Annotated in this window: 17 protein-coding genes; 8 read left to right on the top strand and 9 right to left on the bottom strand. The window is 68.1% G+C overall.

Annotated features, from left to right (window positions below; all coding sequences use genetic code 11):
* The first annotated feature begins 6 nt into the window (after window positions 1–6).
* Together CHC08_RS19445 and CHC08_RS19440 are read left to right on the top strand one after the other, a co-directional pair.
* Complete coding sequence (locus tag CHC08_RS19445; RefSeq protein ID WP_089208746.1) at window positions 7–300, top strand: DUF1330 domain-containing protein; 294 nt, start codon at window positions 7–9, stop codon at window positions 298–300.
* Window positions 301–973: 673 nt separating this feature from the next.
* The gene (locus tag CHC08_RS19440) at window positions 974–2,155 is read left to right on the top strand and encodes a hypothetical protein (protein WP_143653278.1); all 1,182 of its coding nucleotides are present in this window, start codon (window positions 974–976) and stop codon (window positions 2,153–2,155) included.
* A 231-nt stretch (window positions 2,156–2,386) separates the two neighbouring features.
* Here CHC08_RS19440 and CHC08_RS19435 read toward each other — a convergent pair whose 3' ends face one another.
* On the bottom strand, window positions 2,387–3,265 hold the full coding sequence (locus CHC08_RS19435) for a coiled-coil domain-containing protein (protein ID WP_245878418.1): 879 nt from the start codon (window positions 3,263–3,265) through the stop codon (window positions 2,387–2,389).
* 585 nt (window positions 3,266–3,850) lie between these two features.
* On the opposite strand from CHC08_RS19435, the gene CHC08_RS19430 reads away from it, so the two are divergent.
* A complete protein-coding gene (locus CHC08_RS19430; protein ID WP_089208743.1) occupies window positions 3,851–5,284 on the top strand; it encodes an aldehyde dehydrogenase in 1,434 nt (477 codons plus the stop codon).
* A gap of 193 nt (window positions 5,285–5,477) precedes the next feature.
* On the opposite strand, the gene CHC08_RS19425 is transcribed toward CHC08_RS19430, so the two are convergent.
* Both CHC08_RS19425 and CHC08_RS19420 read right to left on the bottom strand, forming a co-directional pair.
* On the bottom strand, window positions 5,478–6,614 hold the full coding sequence (locus CHC08_RS19425) for an acetate/propionate family kinase (protein ID WP_218825378.1): 1,137 nt from the start codon (window positions 6,612–6,614) through the stop codon (window positions 5,478–5,480).
* Window positions 6,615–6,679: 65 nt separating this feature from the next.
* Window positions 6,680–7,432, bottom strand: a complete 753-nt coding sequence (locus tag CHC08_RS19420; RefSeq protein ID WP_245878417.1) for an alpha/beta hydrolase — start codon at window positions 7,430–7,432, stop codon at window positions 6,680–6,682.
* Window positions 7,433–7,728: 296 nt separating this feature from the next.
* Between CHC08_RS19420 and typA the strand changes: the two genes are divergently transcribed.
* Complete coding sequence (typA, locus tag CHC08_RS19415; protein WP_089208740.1) at window positions 7,729–9,579, top strand: translational GTPase TypA; 1,851 nt, start codon at window positions 7,729–7,731, stop codon at window positions 9,577–9,579.
* A 172-nt stretch (window positions 9,580–9,751) separates the two neighbouring features.
* On the top strand, window positions 9,752–10,354 hold the full coding sequence (locus CHC08_RS19410) for a superoxide dismutase family protein (RefSeq protein WP_089208739.1): 603 nt from the start codon (window positions 9,752–9,754) through the stop codon (window positions 10,352–10,354).
* Between the two features lie 314 nt (window positions 10,355–10,668).
* On the opposite strand, the gene CHC08_RS19400 is transcribed toward CHC08_RS19410, so the two are convergent.
* The gene (locus CHC08_RS19400) at window positions 10,669–11,787 is read right to left on the bottom strand and encodes an FAD-dependent oxidoreductase (RefSeq protein ID WP_089208737.1); all 1,119 of its coding nucleotides are present in this window, start codon (window positions 11,785–11,787) and stop codon (window positions 10,669–10,671) included.
* 132 nt (window positions 11,788–11,919) lie between these two features.
* Between CHC08_RS19400 and CHC08_RS19395 the strand changes: the two genes are divergently transcribed.
* A complete protein-coding gene (locus CHC08_RS19395; protein ID WP_089208736.1) occupies window positions 11,920–12,234 on the top strand; it encodes a winged helix-turn-helix transcriptional regulator in 315 nt (104 codons plus the stop codon).
* A 19-nt stretch (window positions 12,235–12,253) separates the two neighbouring features.
* Here CHC08_RS19395 and CHC08_RS19390 read toward each other — a convergent pair whose 3' ends face one another.
* The 4 genes from CHC08_RS19390 to CHC08_RS19375 form a co-directional block, all read right to left on the bottom strand.
* A complete protein-coding gene (locus tag CHC08_RS19390; RefSeq protein ID WP_245878416.1) occupies window positions 12,254–12,706 on the bottom strand; it encodes a hypothetical protein in 453 nt (150 codons plus the stop codon).
* Window positions 12,703–13,224, bottom strand: coding sequence for an RNA polymerase sigma factor (locus CHC08_RS19385; RefSeq protein WP_089208735.1), 522 nt, complete (start codon window positions 13,222–13,224; stop codon window positions 12,703–12,705). The genes CHC08_RS19390 and CHC08_RS19385 overlap by 4 nt, the downstream gene beginning before the upstream one ends.
* A gap of 236 nt (window positions 13,225–13,460) precedes the next feature.
* Window positions 13,461–14,636, bottom strand: coding sequence for a polysaccharide deacetylase family protein (locus CHC08_RS19380; protein ID WP_245878415.1), 1,176 nt, complete (start codon window positions 14,634–14,636; stop codon window positions 13,461–13,463).
* 178 nt (window positions 14,637–14,814) lie between these two features.
* A complete protein-coding gene (locus CHC08_RS19375) occupies window positions 14,815–15,390 on the bottom strand; it encodes a helix-turn-helix domain-containing protein (RefSeq protein WP_089208734.1) in 576 nt (191 codons plus the stop codon).
* 104 nt (window positions 15,391–15,494) lie between these two features.
* On the opposite strand from CHC08_RS19375, the gene CHC08_RS19370 reads away from it, so the two are divergent.
* Window positions 15,495–16,325 (top strand): DMT family transporter, encoded by an 831-nt coding sequence (locus CHC08_RS19370; RefSeq protein ID WP_245878414.1) that lies wholly within the window; start codon window positions 15,495–15,497, stop codon window positions 16,323–16,325.
* Between the two features lie 237 nt (window positions 16,326–16,562).
* Here CHC08_RS19370 and CHC08_RS19365 read toward each other — a convergent pair whose 3' ends face one another.
* A complete protein-coding gene (locus CHC08_RS19365) occupies window positions 16,563–17,159 on the bottom strand; it encodes a sigma-70 family RNA polymerase sigma factor (protein WP_089208732.1) in 597 nt (198 codons plus the stop codon).
* 266 nt (window positions 17,160–17,425) lie between these two features.
* On the opposite strand from CHC08_RS19365, the gene cds1 reads away from it, so the two are divergent.
* Window positions 17,426–18,502, top strand: a complete 1,077-nt coding sequence (cds1, locus tag CHC08_RS19360) for an L-cysteine desulfhydrase Cds1 (RefSeq protein ID WP_089208731.1) — start codon at window positions 17,426–17,428, stop codon at window positions 18,500–18,502.
* Window positions 18,503–18,553 lie beyond the last annotated feature (51 nt).

The following is an 18,553-nucleotide window of genomic DNA, read 5'->3' as shown; positions in this document are numbered from 1 at the left end:
GGTTCCATGCCCAAGGGCTACTGGGTCAGCGCCTACCGCACCATTTCAGACCCTGAGAAGCTGGCTGCTTACAACAAGCTGGCCTCTCCGGCCGTCAAGGCCGGGGGCGGTCGGGTCCTCGTCCGTGGCGGTCAGGTCGTGGCGCATGACGCCGGAATCGCCGAGCGCACCGTCCTGATCGAGTTCGACAGCTTCGAACAGGCCGTCGCGGCGCACGAGAGTGCGGCCTACCAAGAGGCGCTGGTCGCCCTCTCCGACGGCGTCGAGCGCGACTTCCGCATCGTCGAAGGCATCGACTGACCGAGGGCCAGCCGGATCTTCACTGAAGATCCACGATCTTGGTTTTCGCTGGTGCGGCTGCTGGTGTGGCGGGGTTCGTGTGCTCGTGCTGGTCGTGGGCGGCTGTCTTCGGTCTTGATCGTCTGTCGGCGGTCGAGTTCGAGGTTCGTCAGGACGAGCAGGGCGCGGAGCAACGGAACCTCCCGCAGACGGCGGTGCGGGCCTTGCCGGACACCAGCGTGCCACCTTCCCCTGAACAAACCGTCGAGAAGGACGGTCCGACGGTGCGCTGCGTACGCTTCCACCGTTGTTCAGGGCGAAGTCCGCACCACGGCACGTCCCTTACGTGGCTGACGTGACAGAACGACCCCTGGATATCCGTAAGCCACGTCCGCACCACCCCCACATGCCTTACGTGCCTAACGCCTCACGGCGACCCCAGATAATGCCGAGAAACCTGGTCGCGGGTTCTCAGCCGTGTGACGGAACCAGGGTCTTCGTGAAGTTGGCGCGGCAGAGCTCGGCATAATCGCGAGCTGAGCGCAGTCTCGATCGTGAGAGCACGTGCTCCCAGCGCGAACAGCGCCACATCTGCTCCATATCGGGCTCCGTCCGGGCCACCCCGATGGCGCAAGCGGAACTGTCGTTCGGGATCGCTAGGGTTTCCGCCTGCGACCAGATGGAGGAAATCGAGATGGCCGAGCTGATCCGCAGCGTCTACGACGAGGCACCGATCTCGTATGGGCGCTTCTGTCTGTACGACGGATCCGGATATGGCTGGGATGTCATGCAGGAGACCGAACACGGCGCCCTGCTGGCCGAGCCCGACGGCATTTCGCTAGGCCAGGTCGAGCTGGTGAGCCAGGCCGGGGCACGGCTGGCCGCTGTTCGGATGGAGGCATGGGAGGCCGAGCCCGAGGACGGACCCGGCGAGCCGTGGGTGGAGGCGGGGCGGGTTCTCTACTTGAGCCCGGGCGGCATCGTGGCGGTCAGTGGCATGGGACACAGCCCCACGGGGCAGAAGCTCCTTCTGGGACCGCCTTGTTTCGCCTACTGGCTGAGCGCCTACACCGGTTCGGTGCGGAGCGAGCCGACCTCCTGGGACCCCAGCCAGGTCGAAGCCGTTGAGGAGTCCTGGCTGCTGCGGTTCTGGCCGGCGGCCGAAGCCTCTGGGCCTGCCCTCCGCAGCGAAGAGAGCAGTGGGTATGCGGTCAGGATGCGGGAGATCCTTTCGCTCGATCCCGGCTCGGCAGCGCCGCAATCGGGGGCGTGGCCCGCGCTGCGTTCGCACCCGCGGCCGGAAACCGCCACCGCAGTGATGCATTTCAACCCGCCGAGCCCCGGCCGTGCGATGGTGCGTCATTACCCGAAGGCCGACATCGCTCCGGGGGCCGAAAGGGGACGCATAACGGTCTCGTCCGTCGATTCGGACGATGACCCGCGGCTCGTCGATGAGACGCTGGGCGACCTGTTGTACGACATGCTCGGCAACCTGCCGCAGAACATGTGGTCCTGGTCGCGGTCGATGCTGGAGGACTACGCGACGCGGTTGCGCGTTGACCGGCGTATCGGCCGGGAGCTGAACCCGGATACCGCGCCCACTTTGGTGCTGGAGGCATCCAGTGTGCGAACAGCGTTCTTCGGGGTCGAGCCGGGATTCAGCGGGCGTGCTTGGGTGTGGGGAGCGGATGAGAACACCCATACCGACGTGCTGTCGGTCGGCAGAGAAGTCGTAGCCCGTGACCGCATTCGTCAAAACACGCTGTTCACTGGCATCGTCACCGTCTTGCGCAAGGAAAACGACTTCGTCGAGGTCCGTGCGGCGACGCAAGCGGAGGCCGCACGGGTGATCGAAGTGGAGCGGTTGCGCGGCTGACGTCTCACGCGCCACCGTGGTTGGCCCTGATCACCTACCGGGACACGGCCGCCAACGGGCTGCCAAGGTCGGCATGTGCGTCCCCCAGGCAAGCCCGCTCACGCCCGCCACCGAACTGCGCGGTGTCGTGCGAGGCCGTATCGAAGACGTGTGGGCAGCGGGGCAAAGTGCCCTGGATGTGCCCTGAGAGAGGCTTACAACGAAATCACCGCAGGTCAGAAGCCTGACAGCTCAGAACATCGAGATGTGGACGTGGTCCAGGTGGTTGGCGGTGTTGCCGCCCCGGTTGGACATCAGCTTCCAGCCGGCGCCGGTGCGGACGTCGTAGTACTTCTGCTGCCAGATGATGTACATGACCCCGAAGCGGGTGCCGTTGGTGATGGCCCACTGGGCGAGGCGGTTACCGCGCTCCATGGCCTCCTCGGTCGGGATGCGGCCGCCGCTGCTCATCATGAAGTCGCAGGCCCGGCCGGTGCCGTGGTCTCCGGGGTCGCCCGGGCGCAGGCAGCCGTAGCCGTACGGCATCGGGAAGTTCTGGAGCACCGTGTTGCGCATGGTGACCGTGCGAGGGGTCAGGCCGCCACTGCCCGAGGGGGTCTGGAAACCGTACTTGGCCAGGAGTCCCTCGATCCTGACCCGCTGGCTCTTGAGGTCGATGATGTCTTTCTTGAGCTTGGCGATCTTGGAGTCGGCGGCCTTCTCGGCGGCCTTGGCGTCTTTGATCAGTTCCTTGATCCGGTTGAGCTGGGTGGCGCGCTGGCTGGCGAGGTAGGACATGGTGGCGGCCTGGCCGAGGACGAGGTTGGCGTCGCCGTCGAAGCTCATCAGGTTGCCGTCGTCCAGCACGCCGCCCATGTAGGTGGTCTGGGCAAAGCGCACGATGTCGGTCTCGGCGCTCGCCAGGGCCCTCTTGAGGCTCTTGGCGCTGGCGGTGGCCTTACCGGCCTGGACCCGGGTCTCCTCGAGGCTCTGCACCTGGCCCCGGTAGTCCTTGTTGAGCTGGGCGGCCTCGCTGGTCAGCTTCTTGAGCTCGGCCTCGGGGTTGGGTTTGGCGGCGCGCTGCGCGGTGGCCCCGGCCATGACCGGGGTCAGAAGCAGCAGGGCAAGCACGGCAGCCAGCGTGGCTGAGCGACTCGATCTCACGTTTCGCTCACCTCCAGAGCCCTCCCACGAACGGAGCGAAACTATAGAAGACGATCTTGGGGCTCGCCACCGGAACGGGGGAACTCATGCACTATTGACGAACTATCTACCACTTTAATGGGATTTAAATAGATACCGCCTGGCATGTCACTGTGGCAACCAGAGGCAATCTTTGCACACCGGCCCCTCCGAACACCCGAGCACCAGAGCCTTCGGGTGCCCGGCGGCCGGCCTTCCGGCGGTTCTTGCCACAAGTGGCAGCTCGGCAGTCGGCGTTCTGAGCAACCCTTGCCATAAGCGGCGGTCCGGCAGCAGGCGTTTCGAGCAGTTTCCGCCCCGAACGGCAGCCCGGCGAGCGGCGTTCCGAGCAATCCTCGCGGTAGGCGACAGCCCGCGACCGGCGTTCCGGGCAACCCTTGCCATCGGCGACAGAACATGATTCGGTCTCAAGCAACGGTGGGGCTTGTGGCGCCCTTCCCTGCGGATGACACTTGTCCAAGCAAGCATTCGCTCAAGTTTGACTCTGGCCCGCCCACCAGGAGGCAATACATCATGCGCCAGCACGACACGCTGTTCATCGGGGGCGACTGGGTGGCTCCCGCGGGCACCGGGACCATCGACGTCATCTCACCGCACACCGAGGAGGTCGTCGGCCGCGTCCCCGACGGGACCCCCGCCGACATGGACCGCGCGGTGGCCGCCGCCCGCCAGGCGTTCGACCACGGTCCGTGGCCCCGGATGACGATGGCCGAGCGCGCCGCCGTCGTCGGCAGGCTCGCCGAGATCTACGCGAGCCGCCAGGCGGAGATGGCCGAGCTCATCACCCTGGAGATGGGCTCCCCGATCACCTTCTCCCAGATGGCACAGGCCCCGCAGCCGCTCGGCATGCTGCAGTACTACGCCGAGCTCGGCAAGACGTTCCCCGTCGAGGAGGAGCGCGCCGGCATCTTCGGGCCGGTGGTCGTCCGCCGTGAGCCGGTCGGCGTGGTCGCCGCCGTGGTTCCGTGGAACGTCCCGCAGTTCGTCATCATGATCAAACTGGCCCCCGCCCTCGTCGCGGGCTGCACGATCGTCGTGAAGCCCGCCCCCGAGACCCCGCTCGACTCCTACCTGCTGGCCGAGATGGTCAAGGAGGCCGGCATCCCCGACGGGGTCGTCAACATCGTCGCCGCCGGACGCGAGGCCGGCGAGCACCTCGTCTCCCACCCCGGCGTGGACAAGGTCGCCTTCACCGGCTCCACCGCGGCCGGCCGCCGCATCGCCGCCATCTGCGGCGAGCAGCTCAAGCGCTGCACCCTGGAGCTCGGGGGCAAGTCCGCCGCGATCATCCTGGACGACTGCGACCTGCCCTCCGCGATGGGCTTCCTGTCGGTCGCCTCGATGATGAACAACGGTCAGGCCTGTATCGCCCAGACCCGCATCCTGGCCTCGCGCAACCGCTACGACGAGGTCGTGGACGCGGTCTCGGCGATGGTCAGGTCCATGCCGGTCGGCGACCCCGCCGACCCTGCCACCGGCATCGGCCCGCTGGTCGCCAAGCGGCAGCAGGAGCGGGTCGAGGACTACATCAGGATCGGCATCGGTGAGGGCGCCAAGCCGGTCGTCGGCGGCCTGGAGCGTCCCCACGACCGCGGCTGGTACGTGGCCCCGACCGTCTTCGCCGGGGCCACCAACGAGATGCGCATCGCCCGTGAGGAGATCTTCGGCCCGGTCCTGACCGTGATCCCCTACGAGGACGAGGCCGACGCGATCAAGATCGCCAATGACAGCGACTACGGCCTGGCCGGGACGGTGTGGACCGCCGACACCGAGCACGGCATGGACGTGGCCCGCCAGGTGCGCGCCGGCACCTACGGCGTCAACCTCTTCATGATCGAGACCAGCTCGCCCTTCGGTGGGTACAAGAGCAGCGGCCTCGGCCGCGAGCTGGGCCCCGAGGGACTCTCGGCCTACCTGGAGTACAAGTCGATCGCCCGTCTGGGCTGAGATCGAGGTGTGCTTGTACGGCTCGGAGGAGCCGTACAAGCACACCCGCCGATGGACGGCCCAGCACGCCCCCGCGACGCTGGGCAACCGTTCGACTACATGAAGTATGTCCCACGACCACCACTAAGTGATGGTTCGTGTCCCGCGGACTTCTCCCCACGGATTTCATCCATCCGCTGTAAGTAGACGTGTTTTATTCCGAGTTGGTTCGCGAAACAATCTCCAGAGTTTGCCGGGCGATCTCGAACTCCTCGTCGGTGGGGATCACCGCGACCTTCACGACCGCGCCGTCGGGCGAGATCAGCGATTCGCCGCGCTCGTTGCGTACGGGGTCCACGGTGATGCCGAGCGCCCCCAGACCGGCCAGCGCCCTCTCCCTGACCGGCGCGGAGTTCTCTCCCACGCCCCCGGTGAAGGCGATGACGTCCACCGTGCCGAGCACGGCGTAGTAGGCGCCGACGTATTTGCGCAGCCGGTGACAGTAGACCGACAGGGCCAGTTCGGCGTCCGGATCTCCGGCGGCCACGCGCTTCTGCACCGCGCGCATGTCGTTGTCCCCGCAGAGGCCGAGCATGCCGCTGCGCCGGTTGAGCAGCGTGTCGATCTCGTCGATGGACAGGCCCTCCGTCCGGCTCAGATAGAAGACCACCTCCGGGTCCAGGTCGCCGCTGCGGGTCCCCATGACGAGGCCCTCCAGCGGCGTCATGCCCATCGAGGTGTCCACGCAGCGCCCGGCCGACACCGCCGAGGCGCTGGCGCCGTTGCCGAGATGCAGCACGATCACGTTGGCCGGGGGTGCGTCGGCGAGGAGGGCGGCCTTGCGCGAGACATAGGCGTGTGAGGTGCCGTGGAAGCCGTAGCGGCGGATGCCCAGCCGTACGGCGGTCTCCCGATCGATCGCGTAGGTCGAGGCGGCAGGGGAGATCGTGGAGTGGAAGGCGGTGTCGAAGACGGCGACCTGCGGCAGATCGGGGCGGAGTCTCCGGGTGACCGCGATACCCGCCAGATTGGCCGGATTGTGCAGGGGGGCGAGCGGGATGAGCCTCTCGATGTCCTCGACCACCTCGTCGGTGATCAGTGTCGGCTCGGTGAAGGTCGTGCCGCCGTGCACCACCCGGTGCCCGATCGCGGTGAGCTCAGGGGAGTCGATTCCCAGGTCCCGCTCCTTCAGCTCGTCCGCGACGATCTTCAGGGCCGCCTCGTGGTCGGCCACCGGGGAGCCGGGCTCGCCGATTCGCTCCACCTCTCCCGACGCGAGCCGTTCGCCGTCGGACAGCAGCTCGTACTTCACCGAAGAAGATCCGGTGTTGAGCACCAGTACGCGACTCACGTCGTCCTCCTCGCCCGGTGCCTCATCGGAGACATCTCGCCGACCGGGAGCGAAGATCCTGGAGATCAGGATCTGGTAGTGACCCATTCCCCGACCCGGCGGATCAACTCGGGCGTGGCGGCCGACTCCGCATGGCCGTATCCGGGCTCGATCCACAGCTCCTTGGGCTCCAGGGCGGCCTCGTAGATCTGGTAGGGGTGATCGAGCGGAAAGAAGGCGTCCGCGTCACCGTGCACGACCAGCAACGGCGTCGGCGAGATCTTCGCGGCCGCCTCGTACGGCGCCAGCGGCAACGGGTCCCACACGCCCTTCATGATCCTTGTCCGCTTCCCCACCTTCGCGATCCACCGTCCTAGCGGCTGCTCGATCGCCCAGTGCACCTGCCGCATCGGCCGGGTCCCCCGGTAGTACCACCGCGCGGGCGCGCTCACCGACGCCACCGCGTCCACCCCGCCCAGCACCCCCGCATGCCGTACGGCCACCGCCCCGCCCATCGAGAACCCGACGAGCGCGACCCTGGTGTAGCCGATCGCCCGCGCGTGCCGTACCGCCGCGTCCATGTCGAGGATCTCCAGATCCCCCACGGTCGACTCCCCGCCGGACCGGCCGTGTCCCCGGAAGTCGAACGAGATCACCCCGCCGAACCCGCTGAGCACATGGGCGATCCTGCGGGTGGAGCGTTCCCTGAGCGATCCGGTGAAGCCGTGGGCCAGGACGATCCCGAGATCGTCCGCCCCGCGCGACGGGGTGTGCGCGGCGTCGATCCGCACGTTGTCCCGGGTCCTGAACATCACGGCGAACGATGGAGCGAAAGGCATGGATCCGAGCTTAGGGAATGCCCAGCGCCCGGACACGACCGGACCTGATCTGTCGCGAGGACCGCGAACGCGATCTGGGCGGGAATCCGCAGAGATCCACAGGGGGCTGGGCAGGCGGATCAGGCCAGTTCCGCCTACAGGAGAACCGGTCCGATCCGTACGGCGAAAGGGTGTCCAAAGGGTGAATTAGCGCACTCCATATGGCAGAGACGTGAGAGTGATTGGGCGGATCAACTAAAATGGGAAGGCCGCACGGTCCGCGGCCAGCCTCCACGATCACAGAGTGAGACTCCATCATGCCTTTGAACAGCCGCGACGACCTGCGGAACATCGCGATCATCGCGCACGTCGACCACGGCAAGACCACTCTCGTGGATGCCATGCTCTGGCAGTCCGGCGCCTTCCGCGTCAACCAAGACGTGGACGACCGCGTCATGGACTCCAACGACCTCGAACGCGAGAAGGGAATCACCATTCTCGCGAAGAACACGGCCGTCAAGCACGGCGGCATGACCCTCAACATCATCGACACCCCCGGCCACGCCGACTTCGGTGGCGAGGTCGAGCGAGGCCTGTCGATGGTGGACGGCGTCGTGCTGCTGGTGGACGCCTCCGAGGGCCCGCTGCCGCAGACCCGGTTCGTGCTGCGCAAGGCGTTCGCCGCCAAGATGCCGGTCATCCTGTGCATCAACAAGGTCGACCGCCCCGACTCCCGGATCAAGGAGGTCGTGGACGAGGTCTACGAGCTCTTCATGGATCTGGACGCCACCGAGGAGCAGATCGACTTCCCGATCGTCTACGCCTCGGCCAAGGCCGGCCGCGCCTCGCTGAACCGCCCCGAGGACGCCGGCATGCCGGACTCCGAGGACCTCGAGCCGCTGTTCGAGGTCATCAAGAACACGATCCCGGCTCCGGTCTACGACCCGACCGCCCCGCTGCAGGCGCACGTCACCAACCTGGACGCCTCGTCCTACCTGGGCCGGATCGCGCTCTGCCGCGTCCACCAGGGCACCATCAAGAAGGGCCAGCAGGTCGCCTGGTGCCGCACCGACGGCACCATCCAGAAGGTGAAGATCACCGAGCTGCTGATGACCGACGCGCTGGAGCGCAAGCCCGCCGAGGAGGCGGGCCCCGGCGACATCATCGCGATCGCCGGCATCCCGGACATCATGATCGGTGAGACCCTGGCCGACCCCGACGACCCGCGCCCGCTGCCGCTGATCACGGTCGACGAGCCCGCGATCTCCATGACCGTCGGCACCAACACCTCGCCGATGGTCGGCCGGGTCAAGGGTTCCAAGGTCACCGCCCGCATGGTCAAGGACCGGCTCGAGAAGGAGCTCATCGGCAACGTGTCGCTGCGCGTCCTGCCGACCGAGCGTCCCGACGCCTGGGAGGTGCAGGGCCGTGGCGAGCTGGCGCTGGCCATCCTGGTCGAGCAGATGCGCCGCGAGGGCTACGAGCTGACCGTCGGCAAGCCTCAGGTGGTCACCAAGACCATCGACGGCAAGGTCCACGAGCCCGTCGAGCGCGTGACCATCGACTGCCCGGAGGAATACCTCGGGGCGATCACCCAGCTTCTGGCGGTCCGCAAGGGCCGCATGGAGCACATGACCAACCACGGCACCGGCTGGATCCGGATGGAGTTCGTGGTGCCGGCCCGCGGCCTGATCGGCTTCCGGACCGAGTTCCTCACCGAGACCCGCGGCACCGGCATCGTCAACCACGTGTTCGAGGGCTACGAGCCGTGGTTCGGCGAGCTGCGCACCCGTAACAACGGCTCGCTGGTGGCCGACCGGTCGGGCCCGGTGACCCCGTTCGCCATGCTGAACCTGCAGGAGCGCGGTGTCCTGTTCGTCCAGCCGACCACCGAGGTCTACGAGGGCATGATCGTTGGTGAGAACTCGCGCGCCGACGACATGGACGTGAACATCACCAAGGAGAAGAAGCTCACCAACATGCGCTCCTCCACCAGCGACACGACGGAGACGCTGATCCCGCCGCGTCAGCTCTCGCTGGAGCAGGCGCTGGAGTTCATCCGCGAGGACGAGTGCGTGGAGATCACCCCGGAGACCGTGCGCATCCGCAAGGTCGTCCTGGACGCCAACGCCCGCGGCCGCTCCGCCGCCCGCGCCAAGCGCGGGTAACCCGCACGCCGTACGAGAAGGCGCCGGACCTCGCGGTCCGGCGCCTTCTGTCGTCCGTCTCAGCGGCGGTCACCACGGCGTGGCTACGGGGCCGGCCGGTATCTTCTGAGGTAGAAGACCTGGACGGGCTTCTCGATACGGCAGAGGAGCTCGACTGCGTTCGGGGGTTCTCATGCATCACAAGATCCATCTGGCACTGGTCGTCGTGCTCGGCGCGGGACTGGCCTCGGCGGGCTCGGTCGCCGCGGAGGCATCTCCGAGCCCGCGCGGCACAACCGAACTGTCGGCCCGCGCCGACATCAAGGACGCCACGGGCAAGGCCGTCGGCGTGCTGCTCGTCGGGAAGATGGGCGAGGACAAAACCAAACTCCTGGTCGTCGCCAAGGACCTGGCACCCGGTTACCACGGCTTCCACATCCACTCCGTGGGCATCTGCGATCCCACGTCGAAGGATCCCGCCACCGGCAGCCCGTTCTTCAGCGCGGGCAGCCACTTCGCCCTCGGCCCGGGCAACCATCCCGATCACTCCGGCGACCTGCCCGACCTTCTGGTCGCTCAGGACCGCACGGGTAGCGCCTTCATGGTGACCGATCGTTTCTCGGTGGCCCAGCTCCTGGACAAGGACGGCAGCGCCGTCATCGCCCACGCCCTGCCGGACAACCAGGCCAACATCCCCGACCGCTACCACCATGGCGAGAAAAGCCCCGACGACGCCACCCTCAAGACCGGTGACTCCGGTGGCCGCATCGCCTGCGGAGTGATCACAAAGCGCTAGGGAGCACCGGGTCTCCCTACTCCCCCAGGCTGGACGCGCCACGGGGAAGGCGTCGCAGAGGCCACCCGGCCGCGAGAAGGTCCGTCGAGCGGCCGAGCTGGTTGCGTGCCCGGATGCCGGACCAACTGCCGGGAACAAGCCGGGCGGCACCCATGCTCGCCTTCCCCTGGCCGTCCCTCACAGTCGCCCGATACTCGGCCTCCCGCACATCAACGCCATCGTGAACGATCATCGCCACCCGGGCGGGAGGCGACTGTGATCTTTCTTCGGACGGGAAGACGCGCCCGCCGGCTCAGATGACCGGCGGCATGTCGTCAGGCCCGTTCGGCGGGGGCGGGGGCGTCGAACAACGCGGCGTTGTCGTCGACCAGCATGGCGCGGCCCTTGATGCCGGAGGCCAGCTCGGGGCCGGCGATGCCGTCGTGGCCGGGGAGCTGTCCGGCGCCGCCCTCGGGGCCGAGCGGGACGACGATCGCGGTCGGCCACCGCTCATACTTGGTGAGCTCGCCCTCTCCGGTGATCAGCGTGCGGATGTTCGCGGCGAGAAGCGCGGCCTGTGCGCCGGCGAAGCCCGCCATGTTGCGGTCGGCGTCGGAGATGTCGCCGATCGCGAAGACGCGGTCCTGGCCGTTGACGAGCAGATGCTCGTCAACGCGGACGTAACCGTGATCGTCACGGGTCTCGGCGAGCGAGCCGCGCAGGTAGCCGGTCTGGAGGCCGACGCCGAAGCAGCGGTACCAGACGTCGGCGGTCAGCTCGTCGCCCGCCCCGGTGGTGATCGCGATCGAGGCTGCGGTGGCGGGAGCCGCGCTCGGCAGCGCACGCAGCGGGCTGCCGAGTACGAGTTCGACGCCGAGCTTGTCGAGCTGGCCGCGGAGCTCGTCCCGGAGCGCCTGATCATACGGCCCGGGCATGATGTCGGGCGCGGCGTCGGCGATGATCACGTGCTTGTCGGGGAAGGACGCCTTGATCTCGCCGGCGAGTTCGAGGCCGGACGGGCCCGCGCCGACCAGGAGCACCCGCCGGGCGTCGAACAGCACCTTGTGCGCCTCCCGGAACCTGGCCCGCGCCGTCTCGGTGTCCGGCTCGTCGATCTTGGCGGGGAACGGGTACGACGATCCCGTCGCCAGGATCAGGTAGTCGGGCTCAAGCCGGCGACCCGAGGCGAGCGTGACCTGCCGGCCGTCGACCGCCACGGCACGATCACGCAGGAAGTGTCCGTGGGTCAGAAGGCGGTCGTAGGGCATGAAGATCTTCTCCAGCCACTCCGGCTCGACCAGCGCGCGCCACGCCGCGACGTTGTGCATGAACGCGTCGGAGGGGTCGACGAGCGTCACGTCGGCGACGTCGTCGAGCGCCCTCGCGGCCTTGAACCCGCCATATCCGCCGCCCAGGACCACAACGCTCGGACGTGTGCCTGAATTTTCGATCATTGCATCCCCCTGCTAGTAATTGGATGGCTGCGACGATAATCCTATCTACTTCGAAAATCAAAGCGACAGTGATTCTGCTAGTGTGGTGTCGTGACTCCGAAGTCCCCTCATCACCCCGGCACGGATGACTGCATGCGTGGCGACGCCGCGTTGACCCGAGCCTTCGGCGTCCTCGGCAAACGCTGGAGCGGCGTCGTGCTCGGAAACCTTGGGCTCGGACCCGCCGGGTTCCGCGAGCTCGCGCGTGCGACCGGAGGGGTCAGCGACTCGGTCCTGTCGGACCGCCTGTCCGAACTGACCAAGGCGGGGCTCATCACCCGCGCCGTCGACGCGGGACCCCCGGTGTCGGTCTCCTACGAGCTGACCCCGAGCGGCCAGGCACTCATACCGGCGCTCCAGCAGATCGCGCAGTGGGCCGAGGAGCACCTGCCGCCGGAGTCGAGCTAGTGGCCCCTCCCGCTCACCGTCAGCCCCCGAGCTCCCTCTTACGGCGCAGCAGCGCGGCGCGGGCGGCGCGGGCCCGGACGAGGATCACCAGGGCGACCGCGCCCAGCGTCACGGCGACGAGGATGCCCGCCGCGCTCACCCAGGTTCCCCGGGCGACCGCGATCGCGACCGTCCCGGCTGTGAGCAGGCCCGTCGCGGTCACCGCCAGCCAGGCGGCGATCACCCGGTCGAGGGCGAACAGCGGCGTCCTGCGGGTCAGCGCCCAGGTCCCGTAGCCGGCCCAGGCCAGGCCGAGCGCGACGAGCGCCCCGAAGGCCAGGTGCGTACGGCCCGGCAGGACCGGTTCGGTGGCCCAGAGCAGGCCGATGAACAGCGCCCCGCCCAGCCCGCCGAGCAGCGCCACGACGTTGCCGATCCGGCTGCGCAGCGACAGCGGCCCGGACAGCCTGCCGATCATGTCATCGGGGTTCATCTCCGGTGTCCCTTCTCCGTGAGGTGGTCGCGCAGCATGCGCCGCGCGCGGGAGAGGCGTGACTTGACCGTGCCGACCGGGATGGCGCAGATCTCCGCGCAGTCCTCCAGCGAGAGGTCCTCCAGGTAGAACAGCACGAGGATCTCCCGCTCCCGGACCGGCAGCTCCGACAGGCCCGCGAGCAGCTCGGTGCGGTCCACGAGAGCATCGGCCGGATCGGCGGTCGCCTGCTCCTCCTCCGCCAGGACCTCGTGCCTGCCGTACTCCTCACGCAGCCGGTTGGCCACCGTGCGCCGGGCGATCGTGAACAGCCACGGCGCGAACCTGCCCGGCTCCTTCAACCGCGGCAGCCCGCGGACCACGGCCAGCCACACCTCCTGTGCCACGTCATCGGCCTGCGAGGACCCGATCATGCGCCGCACGTAGGTCCATACCGGGTCGTTCCAGATCCCCACCAGCTCGGCGAACGCCTCGCGCTCACCGAGCTGGCAGCGGACCACCAGCAATTCGTCGGTCACCTTGCCTCCTCCTCAGCACAGTCGGAGAACAGGGCCGGAAGGTTCACCGTCTCGCAACCACAGGCGGTCACCGGCGGCCGGTTCCGGCCGCACCCAGGACGGACCGGTCTATCTTCCCCATGTTCACGGCCGGCAACGGAGGGCGCGGGGAGTTTCGTCCGGGAGTGCGGCACCGGCGGCGCCCATCTGACCGGTCTCAACCGGCAGCCGGACATGTCCTCATCAGAGCGGAGACCTCAAGGTCGTGGGCGCCCTCGGGGGCCGTGGGCCGGGCCGTCGAGCGCTCTCAGCCGGGCCATGGCCGCCCTGGGAATGTCCAGGCTTCTGACCGGCCCTCCGGTCAGCGGCTCGCCGTACAGCTCCGGGATCGTCACGAACGTGTAGCCCTTGGCGGTCAGCTCGTTCAGCAGCCGGGGGACGGCCATAACCGTCGAAGGGTAGATGTCGTGCATGAGCACGATGGAGCCCGGCTCGACGTCCGCCGCACGCTCCGTGACGATCGAGGCCCTGCGGTCACGCCAGTCCACGGTGTCGACGTTCCACAGGACCTGGGCGAGTCCTTCGCGGCGGCTCACGTCGGTCACCCGGGTGTTCGTGGAACCGTACGGCGGGCGCATGAGGGTCATCTCGAACCCGATCGCATGGCGGACGATCTCCTGGGTACGGCGCAGCTGATGGATGATCTCGGCTTCCGGCAACCCGGTGAGATCGAGGTGATCCCAGGTGTGGTTGCCCACCTCGTGCCCCTCGGCCACCATCCGGTAAAGGCTGTCCCGGTGATCTACCGCCACCATCCGGCCGAGCACGAAGAAGGTCGCCCTGGCCTGGTACTTGACGAGGATGTCGAGCAGAAGCCCGGTGTACGGGCCCGGCCCGTCGTCAAAGGTCAGCGCCACACACTTGATCTGCCTGCAGTTCACCGGGCGCGCCGGGGGCGGTAGGGGGAAGTCGCTCTCCGGCCGCCGCTGCTGGACCGCGCCCGGTTTCGCGGCCGGCGTCTCGGGACCGGCCACCGGGGGCGCGCCCGCCGCGGGCGCGGCCGGGGCAGGATCGGCCCGGACAGGATCGGCGGGGACGGACTCGGGCATGAGGGGACCGGCCACGGTGGAGCCGGCCGTACCGGACCCGGGCGCGGGCGCGGCTGGGCCGGTCGTCGTGGAGCCTCCGGTGGCGGGGTCGGTCACGGTGGAGCCGTCCGTATCGGACCCGGCCGCGAGGTGCACGATCCCGGTCGGGGTGGCGTCCATCGGTCTGCCCGTGATTCCCGCCAGGCCGATCGGAGAGGCACATCCTCCGACCGCGAACAGCAGCGTCACCGCGACGATCCGCAGCCGCATGCCCACCCCCGAAAGCGATGCGGGGGTCAGGGACAGTCCTCGGCCGTCTCCCCCCACAAGATCTTGGCCGGGCATTCCCAACAGGATGGGACATCGATCAGCGGATATGCGTGCCGACGCGCCATTCGAGCGGCGCATTCAATGAAATCCGTATCCAGAGGACGACGGTTCCCCTGTCCGCGTTTCCCCTGTCCGCCCCGGTCTCGTCCGCCCCGGTCCGGCCGGATCGATCCCGCCGGATCGGGACGGAGCCCTACCGGTCGGGCGTTTCCCGGGGCTCCGTCACGACCATCATGAACCGCAGCAGGACATCCCCCTCGTTGGCGTACTTGTGCGGGCGATCCGCGCTGAACACGATGGCGTCGTCCGTCTCCACGACGTGGCTGCCGCCGTACACCGAGAGGGTGAGCCGCCCCTCCAGCACGGTCAGCATCTCGCGGGTGCCCGGGGGATGGGCGTCGCCGTCGTGGTGGTCGCCCGGAGCCAGCCGCCAGTCCCACAGCTCCAGGATCGCGGGCGCGTCCGTGCCGACCAGCAGCCGGGCCGCACTCGCCTCGCCGTGCGGGAAGACGACGACGTCGGCGGAGTGGACCACCCGGACCGCGGGGGTGTCGGAGACCTCGACGATCCGCGCGACCGTCACCCCGAGCGCGTCGGCGATGCGGGTGAGCGTGTTGATGCTCGGGTTGGTCCTTCCCTGCTCGACCTGGACGAGCATGCCCCTGCTCACCCCTGACCGCGCGGCGAGCTCGTCGAGCGTCATCTGCCGGTGCGCCCGCTGAGCCCGCACGTTGTTGGCGACCGCGGCGGTGATCGTCTCTGGGTCCATGAGTTCAGTGTAGTGAACTTGATTTGCACTGCAGTGCACTATCTGTGTAGTAATAGGTTGAACTAGAAGTACAACCTATTGAACTGGGGTGAAGAGTGGCGGCTGTGGTGCTGGCAACGGTATGCGCGGTGGTGTACGGCACGGCCGACTTCTTCGGAGGCCTGGCCACCCGCCGATCACGGGTGCTCGCGGTGGTGGTGCTCTCCCAGATGGTCGGTCTGGTCCTGGTGATCGCCCTGCTGCCGTTCCTGCCGGGAACCCTCACCACCGGGACCCTGGCCTGGGGAATGGCCTCCGGCGTGGCCGGCACGGCGGGGCTGGTGCTGTTCTACCGGGCACTCGCCACCGGCGTGATGTCGGTGGTCGCGCCCCTCACCGCGACCGCCTCGGCCATTCTGCCGGTGCTGTTCGGGCTGGCCACCGGGGAGCGGCCGGAGCCGGTCGCGCTGGGCGGCGTGGTGCTCGCGCTGCTCGCGGTGCTGCTGGTGAGCCGCGGTTCCTCCCCCGCGGCGACGGCCGGGCGGAGCTACGGTCCGATCCTGATCTCGCTCGCCGCGGGCGCCGGTTTCGGCGGCTTCTTCATCCTGCTCTCGCAGGCCCCCGAGGACGGCGGCATCTGGCCGTTGCTCGGCGCGCGCCTGGCCTCGGTCACCCTCATCGCCCTGCTGGCCCTGATCACTCGCCGCAGCCTGCGCCCGGGATCTGGCGCGCTGCGCATCATCATCGCGGCCGGGGCCCTCGACATGATCGCCAATATGCTCTTCGTCCTCGCTCAGCAGCGGGGCCTGCTGAGCCTCGTCGCCGTCCTGGTCTCGCTCTATCCGGCGAGCACCCTGCTGCTGGCCCGTTACGTGCTGGGGGAACGACTCAACACGGTCCAGGTGGTGGGCATCGGTTTCACCCTCGCGGCGGTCGCGCTGATAGCCGCGGGCTGAGGATCCCGCAGCCGCGGTCCGGCTCCGCATGACCAGGCCCTCCACGCGACGTGCCCGGCCCTCGGATGGCAGATCCGGATCCGCGCGACATGCCCGGTCTCGTATGACGAGCCCGGTTTCTCATGCCGCCCCGAGGCGAACACAAAAGTACGGCTCCCGCCTGGAGCGGCGGGAGCCGTACTGGAAGATCGGGATGACGGGAGAAGGGGTCGGGGACGGCCGTACGCGACGAGAAGGTCAGGCGACCTGGTGCTGTGGGGTGAGGCGGAGCCCGCCCTCTTCGCGGGCGTAGCTCTCAAGCATGCCCCGGAGCTGGCGGCGACCCCGGTGCAGGCGGGACATGACGGTGCCGATGGGGGTGCCCATCCGCTCGGCGATCTCCTTGTACGCGAAGCCCTCGACGTCGGCCAGGTAGACGGCCACCCGGAAATCCTCGGGCAGGGTACGCAGGGCGTTCATCACCGCGCTGTCGGGCAGTTGCTCAAGCGCCTCGGTCTCCGCGGACTTGAGTCCGGTGGACATGTGGGACTCGGCGGCGGCGAGCTGCCAGTCCTCGATCTCCTCGGTGGCCGAGAGCTTGGGCGACCGCTGTTTCTTGCGGTAGTCGTTGATGAAGTTGTTGGTGAGGATCCGGTGCAGCCACGCCTTGAGGTTGGTGCCCTCACGAAACTGGTGGTACGAGGTGAACGCCTTGGCCACGGTCTCCTGGACAAGGTCCTCGGCATCGGCGGAGTTACGGGTCAAACGCATCGCGGACGCATAGAGCTGGTTGGTGACCGGCACGACATCACGCTCGAACCAATCCTGGCGTTGCTCTTTGGTCATCGTGATCATGTCATCCCCCTTGCGCTGTTCCCCCCATTGCCGTCCGACACAGGTGCGATGCACCCCTGCTGACGGCGGGTCTCATGTTCGCAGGCACCTTGTAAAGGGGCCGTTAAGAGGTCTGCCTGATCAGGGGATCCATCGGTGGCTGCGCTAATAGCGGGTGCGACACGCCCTACAGCCGGACAAGTCTCAGTATCGTAACATCGCACCGCCAATTCGGACGAACATGTGTCTAGTATCACATAACCCCAGTTGGCGATACCTTTAAGGTCATGGAAACCGTGGATCGACACGACCCCAGGACCCGTCACTGGGTGGCCGAGGCCATCCGTCGCGTCGAGGCCGACGCCCATCGAAGCTGCGATACCCATCTTCACGTTTTCCCGCTTCCCGCACGTTGGGGGGTAAACCTCTACTTGAAAGACGAGTCGGTACACCCCACCGGTTCACTCAAACACCGGCTCGCACGCTCTCTTTTCCTGTACGGCCTCGCCAACGGCTGGATCGGCCCCTCCACCACGGTCGTGGAGGCCTCCAGCGGCTCCACCGCGGTGAGCGAGGCCTACTTCGCACGTCTTGTCGATCTGCCGTTCATCGCGGTGATGCCCGCCTCGACCTCGCCCGAGAAGATCTCGCTGATCGAGTTCTACGGCGGCAAATGTCATCTCGTGGACGACCCGGGCACGATCTACGAGGAGTCCCGCCGGCTGGCCGCCGAGACCGGCGGCCACTTCATGGACCAGTTCACCTACGCCGAGCGGGCCACCGACTGGCGCGGCAACAACAACATCGCCGAGAGCATCTTCAGCCAGATGGAGATGGAACCCCACCCCGAACCCACCTGGATCGTGGTCGGCGCCGGCACCGGCGGCACCTCCTCCACCATCGGCCGCTACATCCGTTACCGCCGTTACACCACCCGCCTGGCCGTGGTCGACCCCGAAGGCTCCGCCTTCTACCCCTCCTGGTGCTCCGGCGACGCCACCGTCACCGCCCCGGGCTCGGGCATCGAGGGCATCGGACGCCCTCGCGTCGAGCCGTCCTTCCTGCCCAGCGTGATCGACCGCATGATCCAGGTCCCCGACGCCCGATCCATCGCCGCCATGCGCTGGATCCGCGAGGTCACCGGCCGCGACGTCGGCGGCTCCACCGGCACCAACGTGGCGGCGGCCGTACAGATCCTGGCGGAGATGCGGGAGGCGGGTGAGCAGGGCAGCGTCGTCACCCTGATCTGCGACGGCGGCGAGCGGTATCGGGGCACCTACGGAGACGACGCCTGGCTGGCGGAACGCGGCCTCGACATCGCCCCGCATCTGCGGGAGCTGAGGTCGTTTCTCGCCCACGACTAAAACCATGCCCGTCGATGGAGCGAGTAATTCGGGGTGAACCCGCCTGCGGCC

Origin of the sequence: Streptosporangium subroseum (genome assembly GCF_900188345.1) — a bacterium.
Taxonomy (GTDB): domain Bacteria; phylum Actinomycetota; class Actinomycetes; order Streptosporangiales; family Streptosporangiaceae; genus Streptosporangium; species Streptosporangium subroseum.
The sequence above is the reverse complement of the archived record's forward strand: the minus strand, read 5'-3'. Positions and strand labels throughout refer to the sequence as shown.

Excerpts from the sequence above, each read along its gene's own strand:
- CHC08_RS19445 (WP_089208746.1), top strand. The coding sequence starts at position 7 with ATGCCCAAGGGCTACTGGGTCAGCGCCTACCGCACCATTTCAGACCCT.
- CHC08_RS19440 (WP_143653278.1), top strand. The coding sequence starts at position 974 with ATGGCCGAGCTGATCCGCAGCGTCTACGACGAGGCACCGATCTCGTAT.
- CHC08_RS19430 (WP_089208743.1), top strand. The coding sequence starts at position 3,851 with ATGCGCCAGCACGACACGCTGTTCATCGGGGGCGACTGGGTGGCTCCC.
- CHC08_RS19420 (WP_245878417.1), bottom strand. The coding sequence starts at position 7,432 with ATGCCTTTCGCTCCATCGTTCGCCGTGATGTTCAGGACCCGGGACAAC.
- typA (WP_089208740.1), top strand. The coding sequence starts at position 7,729 with ATGCCTTTGAACAGCCGCGACGACCTGCGGAACATCGCGATCATCGCG.
- CHC08_RS19410 (WP_089208739.1), top strand. The coding sequence starts at position 9,752 with ATGCATCACAAGATCCATCTGGCACTGGTCGTCGTGCTCGGCGCGGGA.
- CHC08_RS19400 (WP_089208737.1), bottom strand. The coding sequence starts at position 11,787 with ATGATCGAAAATTCAGGCACACGTCCGAGCGTTGTGGTCCTGGGCGGC.
- CHC08_RS19395 (WP_089208736.1), top strand. The coding sequence starts at position 11,920 with ATGCGTGGCGACGCCGCGTTGACCCGAGCCTTCGGCGTCCTCGGCAAA.
- CHC08_RS19390 (WP_245878416.1), bottom strand. The coding sequence starts at position 12,706 with ATGAACCCCGATGACATGATCGGCAGGCTGTCCGGGCCGCTGTCGCTG.
- CHC08_RS19380 (WP_245878415.1), bottom strand. The coding sequence starts at position 14,636 with ATGCCCGGCCAAGATCTTGTGGGGGGAGACGGCCGAGGACTGTCCCTG.
- CHC08_RS19375 (WP_089208734.1), bottom strand. The coding sequence starts at position 15,390 with ATGGACCCAGAGACGATCACCGCCGCGGTCGCCAACAACGTGCGGGCT.
- CHC08_RS19365 (WP_089208732.1), bottom strand. The coding sequence starts at position 17,159 with ATGATCACGATGACCAAAGAGCAACGCCAGGATTGGTTCGAGCGTGAT.
- cds1 (WP_089208731.1), top strand. The coding sequence starts at position 17,426 with ATGGAAACCGTGGATCGACACGACCCCAGGACCCGTCACTGGGTGGCC.